At 71.7% G+C, this 13,968-nt stretch carries 11 protein-coding genes; 5 read left to right on the forward strand and 6 right to left on the reverse strand.

Annotation, left to right across the window (positions count from 1 at the left end; translation table 11 throughout):
* Window positions 1-36: 36 nt before the first annotated feature.
* The gene (locus OG226_RS11905; RefSeq protein WP_329348866.1) at window positions 37-840 is read right to left on the reverse strand and encodes a GntR family transcriptional regulator; all 804 of its coding nucleotides are present in this window, start codon (window positions 838-840) and stop codon (window positions 37-39) included.
* A gap of 157 nt (window positions 841-997) precedes the next feature.
* Here OG226_RS11905 and OG226_RS11910 point away from each other — a divergent pair, with 157 nt between their 5' ends.
* Window positions 998-1,846: a (2Fe-2S)-binding protein gene (locus tag OG226_RS11910; RefSeq protein ID WP_328677139.1), complete on the forward strand. Its 849-nt coding sequence runs from the start codon at window positions 998-1,000 to the stop codon at window positions 1,844-1,846.
* Window positions 1,847-2,149: 303 nt separating this feature from the next.
* Window positions 2,150-3,193, forward strand: a complete 1,044-nt coding sequence (locus OG226_RS11915) for a DUF2637 domain-containing protein (RefSeq protein WP_328677142.1) — start codon at window positions 2,150-2,152, stop codon at window positions 3,191-3,193.
* A 107-nt stretch (window positions 3,194-3,300) separates the two neighbouring features.
* On the opposite strand, the gene OG226_RS11920 is transcribed toward OG226_RS11915, so the two are convergent.
* Together OG226_RS11920 and OG226_RS11925 are read right to left on the reverse strand one after the other, a co-directional pair.
* Window positions 3,301-3,753, reverse strand: a complete 453-nt coding sequence (locus OG226_RS11920) for an ATP-binding protein (protein WP_328677144.1) — start codon at window positions 3,751-3,753, stop codon at window positions 3,301-3,303.
* Between the two features lie 475 nt (window positions 3,754-4,228).
* Window positions 4,229-4,699: a hypothetical protein gene (locus OG226_RS11925; RefSeq protein WP_328677146.1), complete on the reverse strand. Its 471-nt coding sequence runs from the start codon at window positions 4,697-4,699 to the stop codon at window positions 4,229-4,231.
* Between the two features lie 146 nt (window positions 4,700-4,845).
* On the opposite strand from OG226_RS11925, the gene OG226_RS11930 reads away from it, so the two are divergent.
* On the forward strand, window positions 4,846-6,039 hold the full coding sequence (locus OG226_RS11930) for a helix-turn-helix domain-containing protein (protein WP_329348867.1): 1,194 nt from the start codon (window positions 4,846-4,848) through the stop codon (window positions 6,037-6,039).
* Between the two features lie 39 nt (window positions 6,040-6,078).
* On the opposite strand, the gene OG226_RS11935 is transcribed toward OG226_RS11930, so the two are convergent.
* Window positions 6,079-7,821, reverse strand: coding sequence for a pyruvate dehydrogenase (locus tag OG226_RS11935; protein WP_329348868.1), 1,743 nt, complete (start codon window positions 7,819-7,821; stop codon window positions 6,079-6,081).
* A gap of 73 nt (window positions 7,822-7,894) precedes the next feature.
* Window positions 7,895-9,508, reverse strand: a complete 1,614-nt coding sequence (locus OG226_RS11940) for a protein phosphatase 2C domain-containing protein (RefSeq protein WP_329348869.1) — start codon at window positions 9,506-9,508, stop codon at window positions 7,895-7,897.
* Window positions 9,509-11,175: 1,667 nt separating this feature from the next.
* Here OG226_RS11940 and OG226_RS11945 point away from each other — a divergent pair.
* Window positions 11,176-12,156, forward strand: coding sequence for a helix-turn-helix domain-containing protein (locus OG226_RS11945; RefSeq protein ID WP_329348870.1), 981 nt, complete (start codon window positions 11,176-11,178; stop codon window positions 12,154-12,156).
* A gap of 36 nt (window positions 12,157-12,192) precedes the next feature.
* Entirely contained in the window at window positions 12,193-12,675 is a 483-nt protein-coding gene (locus OG226_RS11950; RefSeq protein ID WP_328677155.1) for a DUF456 domain-containing protein, read from the forward strand.
* Between the two features lie 31 nt (window positions 12,676-12,706).
* Here OG226_RS11950 and OG226_RS11955 read toward each other — a convergent pair whose 3' ends face one another.
* A complete protein-coding gene (locus tag OG226_RS11955) occupies window positions 12,707-13,915 on the reverse strand; it encodes an SGNH/GDSL hydrolase family protein (RefSeq protein WP_329348871.1) in 1,209 nt (402 codons plus the stop codon).
* Window positions 13,916-13,968 lie beyond the last annotated feature (53 nt).

A 13,968-nucleotide genomic window follows, 5' to 3' on the forward strand; every position in this document is an offset into this window, starting at 1 on the left:
CTCGTGACCGGAGTCACATATTCGGTATCACGCCGATCACGCGAAGTGCTCCTGCACCAGGGACCGCACCACGTCCCACTCCCCCGCGGCCAACGCGTCGAGGAGTGCGAGATGTTCGGCCGCGTCCGCGACCAGGTCGGCCCGCCCGCGTGTGACCGGACCGCCGACCAGCGGCCACTGGGCGCGCCGGTGCAGGTCCTCGGCGATCTGGACGAGCTGTTCGTTGCCGGCGAGGGCGAGCACCGCGCGGTGGAAGGCCCGGTCGGACTCCGCGTACGTCGCCCGGCACCCGGAGGACGCGGCGCGCACGGCCCCCTCGGCCAGCGGACGCAGGTCGGCCCAGCGGGCGGCGGGCACGGTACGGGCGAGCCGGAGCATCACCGGCACCTCGATGAGGGCGCGGATCTCGGCCAGTTCTGCGAGTTCGCGGGGGCTCCGCTCGACCACCCGGAAGCCCCGGTTCGGTACGACCTCGACGGCGCCCTCGGTGGCGAGCTGCTGCATGGCCTCGCGCACGGGGGTCGCGGAGACGCCGAACCGGTCGCCGAGCGCGGGCGCGGAGTAGACCTCGCCGGGGGTCAGCTCGCCGCCGACGAGCGCGGTGCGCAACGCGTCCAGTATCTGACCGCGCACGGAGGGCCGCTGGAGGACCTGCCGGGGACGCGGGATCGGCGTCTCGCTGTGCGTGTGCTCACCGCGCACGTCGCCGGTGCCGTCCGCGAGGCCCCGGCCCCGATCGCGGTCCACGTCGGCGGCGCGCTGCTGCGGCGGCACCCGGGACCCCCGGGCGCGCGCGTCCGGAACGCCGGTCCCGGCGGAGCCCTGCGTGCCCTGCTTCACGGGTCCTCCTCCGGACGTGTCGGTACTTGGGGTCATTACGGCGTCTTGTTACTCGTCCGTCAAGCACCTTAGGCGCAGATCGGACTAGTTCAAATTACCGAGGCGATGGGTAAGGTAAGCCTTACCTTTAAACCAACGGCGAATCGGTGGTCCCGGCATGCCCCTGCCCTCTTCGGCCGTAGCGGACTCCTACGCCCGCCTCACCGAGGTCATCCCCGGGCTCGCGATCACCGAACTCACCCCGGACCAGCCGACCCCCACCGGCGGCGGCTGGATCTCGGCAGCCGCGCTGGCGGAGGGCGGCGAAGGCCTGGAGGCGTTCCTCGCCCGGGACGACGCCCAGGTCCTGCGCGACCACGGCCGCCGGGGCCGCCCGGACGTGATAGCCACCTTCGGCCTGCACCGCTACGCCTGGCCGGTCGTCCTCCTGTTCACCGTCCCGTGGTTCCTCCACCGCCGCGTCCCCCGCCTCCCCGTCACCCACGTCTCCTACGACCGCACGGCCGAGGGCTTCGACATGGGCCGGCTGGCCGTCCGCACCGACTCCTTCGCCTGTCTGCCCGGCGACCCGGCCGCACTGCTGCCCGGCGCCCGGGTGATCGCCGACGAGGGGGCGCTGCGGGCCGAGGTGCGGGCCGCGGTCGCCCAGCACATGGAACCCGTCCTGGCCGGCTTCGGCCCGCGGATGCGCCGGCGGGGCCGCGCCCTGTGGGGCATGGCGACCGACGAGGTCGTCGAGGGCATCTGGTACGTCGCCGACCTCTTCGGCGAACAGCCGCGGGCCGTGCGGGAGTTGGAGCAACTGCTGCCGGGCGCGACCAAGCCGTACGTCGGTTCGGCCGCGTTCCGTGAGGTGACCGGGCCGAACGGCGAGCCGCTGTCCACCCGGGACCGGGCCAGTTGCTGTATGTACTACACGCTGGACGCCGAGGACGCGTGCGCGACCTGTCCGCGCACCTGCGAGACGGAGCGGGTCACCAAGCTGCTGGCCGCGGCGGTGAGTTGAGGGACCCTCAGTCACAGGCCCCACTCGGGGCCCGCTAGGATCAGCCGCGAACAAGGCGTCCGTCCGATCACAGGTGCTTCACAACTTCCTCACTTGCCGCAGGAACTTTCCGTGGAACCACCCGTACGGGTAGTCTTATTCGAACTCAACTCCCGCCCCTCAAGCGGCAGTTCGAGCAGAAAGCCGCCCTGGGCATCCCCTTGCACCTCCTTGGCGGCCTCTTGCCCCGAAAACGCCTGAGGGCCGTTGGGATTGGGCCACTATGGCGGGCGTTACGCCCTATCCCAATGCAAGGGACCCCAGATGAGACTGACCGACATATCGCTTAACTGGCTGCTTCCCGGCGCCGTACTGCTCCTGGGCATGCTGGCGGCGGTTGCGGTGCTCGCGCGGAGCAAGCGGTCCGGCGGGGAGCACGCGAAAGACGACTCGTGGGAGCGCACGGAGGAGCGCCGCAGGCGCAAGGAGGCCATATACGGCATCGCCTCCTACGTCCTCCTGTTCTGCTGTGCGGCGGTCGCCGCCGCACTCTCCTTCCACGGACTGGTCGGCTTCGGCCAGGAGAACCTCGGCCTGACCGACGGCTGGGAGTACCTCGTCCCGTTCGGCCTCGACGGCGCGGCCATGTTCTGTTCCGTCCTCGCCGTGCGTGAGGCCAGCCACGGTGACGCGGCCCTCGGCTCCCGCATACTCGTGTGGACGTTCGCGGCCGCGGCCGCCTGGTTCAACTGGGTGCACGCGCCCAGGGGTGTCGACCACGCGGGCGCTCCGCAGTTCTTCTCCGGCATGTCGCTGTCGGCTGCGGTCCTCTTCGACCGCGCGCTGAAGCAGACCCGCCGGGCCGCGCTGCGCGAGCAGGGTCTGGTGCCGCGTCCGCTGCCGCAGATCCGTATCGTCCGCTGGCTGCGGGCCCCCAGGGAGACCTACAGCGCCTGGTCGCTGATGCTCCTGGAGAACGTGCGCAGCCTGGACGAGGCGGTCGACGAGGTGCGCGAGGACAAGGCGAAGAAGGAGGAGACCCGACTCCGCCGCCGCGACCAGCAGCGCATCGAGCGGGCCCAGCTCAAGGCCATAAGCCGGGGCCAGCGCGGCCTCATCGGACGGGGCGGCGGCCGGTCGCCGGAACCGCAGGCCCTGGAGCGTGGCGGCTCCGGACAAGCATCCGCGGAGCCTGCTCTATCGACGCCGGAACAACTGCCGGTTCGCACGCGTCCCTCACTCCAGCCAGTCCGCGGGGCATCTGACCCGATAACCGTCGACCTCACAGCCGAGGACGACACGATGGCCCTGCCGCGTCTCGACTCCCTGGAGCGCAAGCTCAAGGACCTGGAGCAGCAGTTCGGCTGAGCCGAGAGCTGAGTACCTGATCCGGGACCGGGCGACATCGGGACGGGGGCGGAGTCCAACTGGACACCGCCCCCGTCCCGTTGCTCATGCCGGGCCCGTTCCGTCGCTCACGCGGCGTCCGAATCCAGCTCGAACCACACGGACTTGCCCACCCCGTGGGCCGACACTCCCCAGGCGTCCGCGAGGGACTGCACCAGGACCAGGCCCCGCCCGTGCGTACCGTCGTCGGCGTCCGGTACGCGCAGTCGGGGCCTGCGGGCCACGAAGTCCCGTACCTCCACGCGCAGTCCACGGGGTCCGACGGTCGCCGTGAGCACGGCGTCGTGGTCGGTGTGGATCAGCGCGTTGGTGACGAGTTCACTCGTGAGCAGCTCCGCTATCTCCGATCGTCCCGGCCTCCCCCAGTGCCGTAGCAGTTCACGCAACGCTCTGCGCGCCTCGGGCACCGCCCGCAGGTCCGCGCGTCCGAGTCTGCGCCTCAGTTGAGGCGGCTGCGCCGGTTCCGTGGCGCTGTCGGCCTCGTCCTCCGCCGCTTTCGCCGAGGAGGCCCCGATCGCCATGGGACCGCCCCCTCGTGCTTGCCTTTTCATGACCCCCGCCCGCACGCCGGTTTCCGGTTCCCTCCTGCTCGAACATGTTCATGGGGATCCATGCCCTCGTCGGGAACGGGGCAGTCATGTCGCATCGTCAACGACCGGGTGTTCGGCCACAGTTGCGCCGGGTCCGGCGGGGCGGAGGATTCGGGGGCGATGCTGTCCGTACGGTCGAACGGCCACCGTACGGAGCATGCGGCGCGGGTGGGGTGGTCGGGGCGTTCCCCTCCGGTGTGTCATGGCTCCCGGCTCCGGGACCAGACACCCCGTGACGTCCTGACCACCGGCGATCGAACCGACTGCCGATGCGCGGCTGCCGATCCGGCCGTAGTCCACGAAGGCGTGGGGCGGTTGGTCCCCCCGGACCTCCCCCGAGACCCACGCTCCGCGAAACTGGCCGGAATCAGCCGCTCAGGAACCGCGAACGGCTCCTCCACGGGGCCTACTTGCCGCCGATTCCCTTGGTGCCGATGTGGATGATCTTGTGGGTCGTGCGGGTCATGTCGACGACCAGCTTGGTGGTGTCGCCGCCGCCCCACGTCAGGGTGATCGCGGCCTCGGTGTAGTCGGCGGTGCCGTTGTCGGTCACCTTCCAGCTCATGGGGGTGTTCTGTGCCTGGAGGACGCCGTCCGCGTGGTTCTTCGCCTCCCAGGCCTTCAGCTCCTTCAGGTAGGCCGGGGTGAGGTAGTAGCCGCGCAGCTCCGTGGCGAGCTTGCCGCCTCCGCTGTCGAGGTCGCTCTCGGCGTCGATGTAGGCGCCGTAGAAGTCGGCGATGCGGGTGATGTTGTCGTCCGGCGAGCCGCTCACGGTGCGCGGGGCGCCGGCGGAGGCCTGGGCCGCCACACCCAGCCCGAGGGCGAGGGCGAGGCCGGCGGCGAGGGCGGTGCGGCGCGTGGCCTTCTTGCTGTTCACGTGTGTTTCCCCGTTCGGGTCGGTGCCGTGCTGTGGTCGGACCGAGCTTCGGCGTACGGCGGCGGCGAGCGCAATGACCGACACCGATCCCGCAACGGTGGAACCGTCCCACCCCGTCTGACCTCCTGGTATATGGAGTCCCTGGGATGCCGCCCTGGGACGCGACACACACGGGAGCAAGGGTGGCGGGCGAGGCCGGCGACAAGGACGTCGAGGAGTTCGCGGCGCTGCTACGGCGCCTGAAGGCACGCACGGACCGCAGCTACAGCCAGCTGGCCCGCCGCCTGAACATGAACGCCTCGACCCTGCACCGCTACTGCGTGGGCGAGGCGGTCCCCCTCGACTTCGCCCCCGTGGAACGCTTCGCGACGCTGTGCGGTGCGACACCGGAGGAACGGCTGGAACTGCACCGGTACTGGATCCTGGCGGTGGCGGCGCGGCAGCGGAGGCGGGATGCGCAGCCGCCGGTGGAGAGCCCGGTTCCGCATCCGGCCCCGGTTCCGGTCCCGGCCCCGGACGCGGCTCCTGAGCCCGCCGCCCGCTCGCCCTGGTACCGGCGACGGCTCACGCTGACGGCCGCCGCGGTGTGCGCGGTGCTCGCCGTGCTCGGCAGCCTGGCGGCGGTGTCCCGGGGCGGTTCCCCGAGGACCAGGACGGTGGCGGGTACGCACTCCGGCACCGCCACCGGTGACAGGACCGGCGCGACCCCGAAGCCGACCCCCGCCCTCCCCGCCCCCCTTACCTGGACCGCCGACTCCCAGGTCTGGGAGATCGGCTGCGACCACGACTACGTCATCGACAAGGCACCCAAGGACGTGCCGCCGCCCCCGGTCCAGCAGGACGCCGGGGTCTGGGCGGCGACCCAGCACGCGGCGCACGGCGGGCAGACGAACGTGGAGATCTCGGTGCAGGGCCGGAGCTCGACGGCCGTGGTCCTGGAGGCACTTCGGGTCCGGGTCGTCGGCCGTACGGCACCCGCCCCGGGCACCGCCTACTCGATGGCCCGGGGCTGCGGCGGGGACATCTCCCCGCGCTACTTCGGCGTGAACCTGGACGCCCACCGCCCCCTGGTCCGCCCGGAGCCGGGCGGCGACATGGGCAAGACGGTCCCGGCGCTGCACCTGCCGTACCGGGTCTCGGCCACGGACCCGGAGGTCCTGCTGGTCAAGGCCCGCACCGGGACCTGCGACTGCCGCTGGTACCTGGAACTGGACTGGTCCTCCCAGGGCCGTACCGGCACGCTCCGCGTCGACGACCACGGCAAGCCGTTCCGCACCAGCTCGATCAAGGGCCTGCCGCACTACTGGTACGGCGAGCACGGCTGGACCCCGATCGGCTGAGGACGGTGCGGTGAGGCCGGCTGGGTCAGGGCGGTCCGGTCAAGGGCGGGGCATGTTGCGGATGTTGGAGCGGGCCATCTGGAGCATCCGCCCAACTCCTCCGTCCAGCACGATCTTTGAGGCCGACAGCGCGAACCCGGTGACCATCTCGGCGCTGATCTTCGGCGGGATGGACAGGGCGTTGGGATCGGTGACGACGTCGACGAGGGCCGGGCCGTTGTGCTTGAAGGCTGCCTTCAGGGCGCCTTCGAGGTCCTTGGGCTTCTCGACCCGCACACCGTAGGCACCGCACGCGCGCGCCACGGCGGCGAAGTCGGGGTTCTTGTTGGTGGTGCCGTACGACGGGAGACCGGCGACCAGCATCTCCAACTCGACCATGCCCAGGGAGGAGTTGTTGAACAGGACGACCTTCACCGGCAGGTCGTACTGGACGAGGGTGAGGAAGTCGCCCATCAGCATGGAGAACCCGCCGTCGCCCGACATCGACACGACCTGCCGCTCGGTGTCGGTGAACTGGGCGCCGATCGCCATCGGCAGCGCGTTCGCCATCGAGCCGTGGGAGAACGAACCGATGATGCGGCGGCGGCCGTTGGGCGTGATGTAGCGCGCGGCCCACACATTGCACATGCCCGTGTCGACGGTGAACACGGCGTCCTCGTCGGCGAGTTCGTCGACCACGGCCGCCACATACTCCGGATGGATCGGGACGTGCTTCTCGACCTTCCGCGTGTACGCCTTGACGACGCCTTCCAGCGCGTCGGCGTGCTTCTTGAGCATCCGGTCGAGGAACTTCCGGTCTCCCTTCGGCTTCACCCGCGGGGTGAGACAGCGCAGCGTCTCCTTCGCGTCGCCCCACACCGCGAGGTCCAACTTCGAGCGCCGGCCCAGGCGTTCGGGCCGTACGTCGATCTGGGCGATCTTCACGTCGTCGGGCAGGAACGCGTTGTACGGGAAGTCGGTGCCGATGAGGATGAGCAGGTCGCACTCGTGGGTGGCCTCGTAGGCGGCGCCGTAACCGAGCAGCCCACTCATGCCGACGTCGTACGGGTTGTCGTACTGAATCCACTCCTTGCCGCGCAGGGCGTGTCCGATCGGGGACTTGATCTTCCCGGCGAACTCCATGACCTCGGCGTGCGCGCCGGCGGTGCCGCTGCCGCAGAACAGGGTGACCTTCTCGGCCGCGTCGATCATCTCGACGAGCTTCTCGATCTCGGCGTCGCCGGGGCGGACGGAGGGCCGGGAGGTGACGAGGGCGGTCTCGGCGGCCTTGTCCGGGGCGGGTTCGGAGGCGATGTCGCCGGGGAGCGAGACGACGCTGACGCCGCTCTGCCCGACCGCGTGCTGGATGGCGGTCTGCAGGAGCCGGGGCATCTGCTTCGGGTTGGAGATGAGTTCGCTGTAGTGACTGCACTCCTGGAAGAGCCGGTCGGGGTGGGTCTCCTGGAAGTACCCGAGGCCGATCTCGCTGGACGGGATCTGCGAGGCGAGGGCGAGGACCGGGGCCATGGAGCGGTGGGCGTCGTAGAGGCCGTTGATGAGGTGCAGGTTTCCTGGGCCGCAGGAGCCGGCGCAGGCCGCGAGCTTCCCGGTTATCTGTGCTTCGGCGCCGGCGGCGAAGGCGGCGGTCTCCTCGTGCCGTACGTGGATCCAGTCGATCGCGGAGTTGCGGCGGATGGCGTCGACGACCGGGTTGAGGCTGTCGCCGACGACGCCGTAGAGGCGCTTGACTCCGGCGCGGACGAGGATGTCGACGAACTGTTCGGCAACGTTCTGCTTGGCCATGGTTCTCGCGTGCCCTTCGGTTTCCTGTGTCCTACGGATCCCTCTGGGTTCCATGAATTCACAGCCCGGGCGCTCACGCCTCCCAAACGGCGGCCGCCGTGCGGTCGTCGGCATAACCCTTGACCCGCACTTGGGTGTCGGCGAGGAAGGCGGCGAGACCGGGCGGGGTGGACCCGGACCACCGCCCCGCCAGGTGCGCGGACAGCTCGGGCTCGCCACGCAGGGGCTCGGCCAGCCCGCCGGTGCACATGAGAAGCGTGTCCCCCGGGCGGGCGACGGAGGCCCGGAAGCGGAAGGGTTCGCGGGGCGGCTCGGGGGCAGGTTCGTACGGGCTCGGAGGCGTCGGAATCCCAAGATCCATGGTGAGCCGGTCCCCCTCGGGCGTCTCGGCGGGCTGCGACCCGAACCCGACGACGGCCTCGCCGCTCAGGTCCGCGACGGTGGGCTCGATGTCCTGCCACTCGCCGTCGCGCAGCCGGAACAGCCCACCGGGCCCGACCCCGAAGAAGACGCGGGTACGGCACTCCGGGTGCGCGGGGAGGAGAAGGCACCGCAGGCCGGCCGAGTACTCCTCCGGATCGATGCCCTGTTCGGCGGCGCTGGCGCGGAGCTTGCCGAGACTGCGGTCGGTGAGCCGGTGCAGCCCCGACTTCAGGTCCCCGCGCCGGGCAGCCCTGATGTCCTCGGAGAGCCGTGCGTGGCTTCGCCCCACGGCCCGCGCGATCCAGTGACACGCCTCGGCGGCGGCCCGATGTGCCCCCGGCGTGGCCCGGGCCCCGGTGGCCATCGCCACCAGCACCAACGCCTGCTCCCCGACCCCGAACCGCGCCGTCAGCAACGAGTCCCGGCGCGGCTCCCCCCTGAACCGCGCGGAGTCCCCCCGCACAGAAGCCGCCCTGACCGTACTCGCCCCGTACCGCGCCCCGTCCAACACGGTGTCCGCGACCAGATCGTCGAGCTCATCCGGATCGGCGAGCGGCAGGGCGGTGGGCTCGGCGTCGTAGGTGGGGGGTCCGGAGCCGACGTAGTCAAGGGTGAGGGGGTTGGACGTCGGAGGGGTTGGCGGTGCGAGGGCAGGGAGGTTGGGGGGTGGCGCGAGCGGGAGGGGTTGCGCGGCGGCTGGAGTGTGCGGGTGGAGGCGGGAGTTGTCAGCGAGGGCCGGGGCAGCGGCTGGAGGCTGAGGGTACGGGCGCGGATCGAACGGACGCTCCGGACGAACGGGCTGCGGAGCCGCGGCGGGGGGCGCGGGGACGACCGGGGGCGGCGGGTACGGCCCCGGGCCCTCCGGACGCTGATCCCTCGACGCGGAAGCGGGACTCACGACGGGAGGTGCAGGAACAGCCGACGCCTGCGCATCCGGCCCCAGACCCTCCGGACGCGGGTCCCTCGGCGCGGAAGCGGGACTCACGACGGGAGGTGCAGGAACAGCCGACGCCTGCACGTCCGGCCCCAGACCCTCCGGACGCTGGCCCCTCGGCACGGAGGCGGGACTCGCGGTAGGGCGTAGGGGAACGGCCATCGGCTGCGGGGCGGACAGGCCATCCGGGCGGAGACCCTCCGGAGCGACGCCAGGACTCTCGGCAGGCGGTGCGGGAACGGCCGACTGCGGGTACGGTCCCGCACCCTCCGGACGCGGGTCCCTCGGCGCGACGGCAGGACTCTCCGTAGGACGTACGGGAACGGCCATCGACTGCGGGGCTGACAGGCCATCCGGGCGGAGACCCTCCGGAGCGACGCCGGGACTCTCGGCAGGCGGTGCGGGAACGGCCGACTGCGGGTACGGTCCCGCACCCTCCGGACGCGGGTCCCTCGGCGCGACGGCAGGACTCTCCGTAGGACGTACGGGAACGGCCATCGACTGCGGGGCTGACAGACCGTCCAGGCGGAGACCCTCCGGAGCGGCGGCGGAACTCTCGGCAGGCGGTGCGGGAGCGGCCGACTGCGGGTAAGCGGGCGGGAACTCCTCATCGGCCGCCCGCTGCGGGGCTGACGACGGGAGGTCGACCGGCGTGTCCCCGTGGAGTCCCTGCCGGGGTGTGTCAGGCGGAACCTGATCCCCCGGGGCCACGGGGCTCATGGGCTTGAACAACGGAGGCTCGGCGTAGGAATCCGCGCCGCCATCCCCCGGCACCCCAGACGGCAACGCGCCCTCACCAGGAGCCACAGGAGCCACAGGCCTGAACGACGGCGGCTCGGCATAAGAATCCGCGCCGACATCCCCCGAAACCCCAGACGGCAACGCGCCCTCACCAGGAGCAGCAGGAGCAGCAGGAGCCACAGGCGTGAACAACGGCGGCTCGCCATACCCATCCGCACCACCAGCACCTCCCGGCACCGGAGGCGCACCGGCCGGCGGCTCCCAGGAAGCACCCGGGGAGACGGAACCCGTACCAGCAGGCGACTCGGAGCCAGGTTCACCACCCGCCCGGGGCCCAGGAACACCCTGCCCCACCGAACACGCCCCCTCACTCGCCGAAGGCATCCCCGCCGGACGCGCCCCCGCACCCGCCGAAGGCATCCCCACCGGCGGCGCCCCTTCGTCCGCCGAGGGCAACCTCACCGAACGCGCTGCCTCGTCCGCAGAAGACACCCCCGCCGACCGCGCCCCCTCACCCGCCGGAGGCACCCCCACCGAACCCCCCCGCCCATCCGCCGGAGGCACCCCCACTGTCCCCGCCGCCGAAGCGAACCGGTCGTCGACGGAGTCGCCCGCGGCCGTGGGCCCCGTGTCCTCCGCGGTGTCGTCGTACAGCTGGCTCCACCAGTCGTCCTCGTGACCGGTCGGCGTTCCCCCCTGCTGGCTCATGCCCCTAATTGTCCACCGCACAGGCCAGTTGGAAACGGGGCGTCCGGAAAATCTGGGGCGCACGCCCTCTCGAACGGCGTGGCGGACGACGTACCGAACACCCGTCCGTCGCAGGACACCACACGGCATCACAGGACACCACAGGACGAAACAGGCCGCCGGACGGTCCCACCCCCCACGGGAGAACCGCCCGGCGACGACTGAGTGACCCGGCCCCGGCTCCCCCGCGTGCCGGCGCACGACATGGGCCCGGGTCACGTCCCAAGTGACCGAATCCCGTTGCCGGTTCGGCCCGCCCGGTCCCGAGTGTGACCGGCTTTCCTGAAGCCCCCCTGTGATTCGCGCCTGTCTCCCCCATGACCCACCGCGCGCGAACCCAGAGGCCAATAGGGCCCAATACCGGCATTACGGGCGGCAGTTGATGCCCCGGTGGCGCAACCTTGGCAGAGTGGCGGGTGGTACGACGATGATGTGCCGAGGCGGGTTCGCGCCGTGGCTGTTTCCCGCCACGGCCTCGCGATGGGGTCTTCGGGGAGGGACGGCACCTGATGCTGGGAGCGATAGGCCTGGACGAGGCACACGAGTCGGCGTACCGGGCACTGGTGTCCGTCGGCGCCGCGGACGTGCCCGATCTCGCCCGACGGCTGACCATCGGGGAGTACGACACCGAGCGCGCCCTGCGCCGCCTGGAACGGCACGGACTCGCCGCCCAGTCCTCGGCCCGCCCCGGCCGCTGGGTCGCCGCCCCACCCGGAGTCGCCCTCGGCGCGCTGCTCACCCAGCAGCGCCACGAACTGGAGAAGGCCGAACTCGCCGCCGCGCTGCTCGCCGAGGAGTACCGGGCCACCGCCGCCGAACCCGCCGTACACGACCTGGTGGAGGTGGTGATCGGCGCCTCGGCCGTCACCCAGCGCTTCCTCCAACTCCAGCTCGGCGCGACCGAGGAGGTCTGCGCGCTGGTCACCGGAACCCCGGTCGCCGTCACCGGCATGGAGAACGACGCGGAGGAACAGGCAGCCGACCGCGGAGTCCGCTACCGGGTCGTCCTGGAACGCGCGGTCCTCGACCAGCCGGACGGCCTCACCGAACTCACCGCCGCGCTCGACCGCGACGAACAGGTACGGGTCGTCGACAAGGTGCCGACCAAGCTGGTGGTCGCCGACCGGACCCTGGCCATGGTGCCGCTGACCTCGCACACCGCGGAACCGGCCGCGCTCGTCGTGCACGCCAGCGGCCTGCTGGAGCTGCTCTGCGGACTCTTCGAGTCGGTCTGGCGGGACGCCCTCCCGCTGCGCCTCGGCGCGTCCGGCGCCACCGAGCAGACCCCGGACGGCCCCGACGCCACCGACCTGGAGGTGCTGTCCCTGCTGCTGGCCGGCCTGACCGACGCCAGCGTCGCGAAACAGCTCGACCTGGGCCTCAGGACGGTCCAGCGCCGGGTGAAGCGCCTGATGGAGCTGACCTGCGTCACGACCCGGCTGCAACTGGGCTGGCACGCCTACGAACGGGGCTGGGTGGCCCGTACCTGACCTGCGGTTTCACCCGGGATCCCGCAGGCTGGGCAGATGGGAGTGGGTGAACTCCTCCTGGTCGGCGTCGTCATCCTGCTCGGCCTGTGCGGAGTCTTGGTGCCCGGAGTGCCGGGGTCGTGGCTGGTGTGGGCCGCGGTCCTGTGGTGGGCGCTGAAGGACCCGCAGCCGGTGTCCTGGGGCGTCCTCGTGGGCGCCACGGTCGTCCTCTTCCTCTCCCAGGTGGTCCGCTGGGCCCTCCCGCCCCGCCGCCTGCGCGCGAGCGGCGCGACCCCCCGAATGGGCGTGTACGCCGGAGCGGGCGCGTTCCTCGGCTTCGTCCTGATCCCCGTGCTCGGCGCGATCCCCGGCTTCATGGCCGGCATCTACCTCCACGAACGCCTGCGCCTGGGCCGCCACGGCGAGGCCATGGCCTCCGTCCGCACCGCGATGCGCTCGGGCGGCTCCAGCGTGCTGACCGAACTGTTCACCTGCCTGCTGATCATGGGCGCGTGGGTGGGCGCGGTGATCTGGGGCTGATGCGGAGCTGATGCGCAGCTGATTCGGGGGCTCAGCTGAGCGCCGTGAGATCGACCGTGTCGGCGAGCGCCCGCATACCGGCGTCGTTGAAGTGCAGGTGGTCACCGCAGTCGTAACCGGGCAGGATCCGCTGCGGCTGCTCGGGGTCACGGACGGCGGCATCGAAGTCGACCACGCTGTCGAAGGGCCCGCCCCCACGGATGAAGCCGTTGATCTCCTGCCGCACGGCTTCGCGGGCCGCCGTGTACCCGCTGTTTCCGCCGTACGGCGTGAGGGTCGCCCCGATGACACGGATGCCGTGCGCGTGGGCCCGGCTCACGAAGGCGCGGTACGCGTCCTCGAAGGCGGCGGGGTCGGTGGCGTTCGGGGTGCCCTTGATGTCGTTGATGCCCTCCAGGAGGATCACCACCCGCACCCCCGACCGCGACAGGGCATCGGCGTCGAGACGGGACAAGCCACTCGGTCCTACGTCGTCGCGCAGCAGCCGGTTCCCGGAGACACCGGCGTTCAGGACACCGAGGCGGCGAGACGACGGCAGGGTGCCGAGACGTTCGGCGAGCCGGTCGGGCCAGCGGTGGTTGGTGTCACGGGTGGAGCCGTTGCCGTCGGTGAGGGAGTCGCCGAAGGCGACGACACTGCCGGCCGCCGGGGCGTCGAGGACGTCGACACCGGTGACGTAGTACCAGGAGGTGGTGGTCGCCGTGTACGCGGCACCATCGACATCGGCGGCCCAATTCCCCTGCGGTGCGAGGTAGTTGGTCTGTCCGGCCGCTCGGTGGTAGGTCGCCGGACCGGAGTCGTCGGGCGTGTGCACGGTGACGAGCAGATCCGTCCCGTCGGGCACGGCGAGCGGAACGGGATCGCTGACCAGGTCCTCCCCCGCCGGAATGGTGACCGACCGCGCCCCGCCGAAGGTGGCGACCCACATCGACCCCGGCACGGCGTCCGGCCCCGCCTCCCGCAGGGCGACGGTCAACGCGTCGAGGCGAAGAGGAGCGGTACCGAGCCGGTTGGTGAGCCGGACGCGGGCCGCGCTGCCGCCGACGCCGAGGTGAACGACATTGCGGAAGGAGGCGCCGGGCAGCGCCGGGGTGGTTCCGGAGGGGGCGGCTTCCCAGGTGCCGGTCCAGGTCTCCGTCGCCCGGCCGACCGGCCCCTCGGCTGTCGCCGTACCCTCCCCAACTCCCGCTCCCAGCACGCACACCAGCAGTGCTACGACGACCCGTCCGGCCCCGACCATGAGCGCTCCGCCTCTCCCCACCAGCCACAAAGAAGGCGACCGTGGCACGCCGG

This window comes from Streptomyces sp. NBC_01261, from assembly GCF_036226385.1.
Taxonomy (GTDB): Bacteria; Actinomycetota; Actinomycetes; order Streptomycetales; family Streptomycetaceae; genus Streptomyces.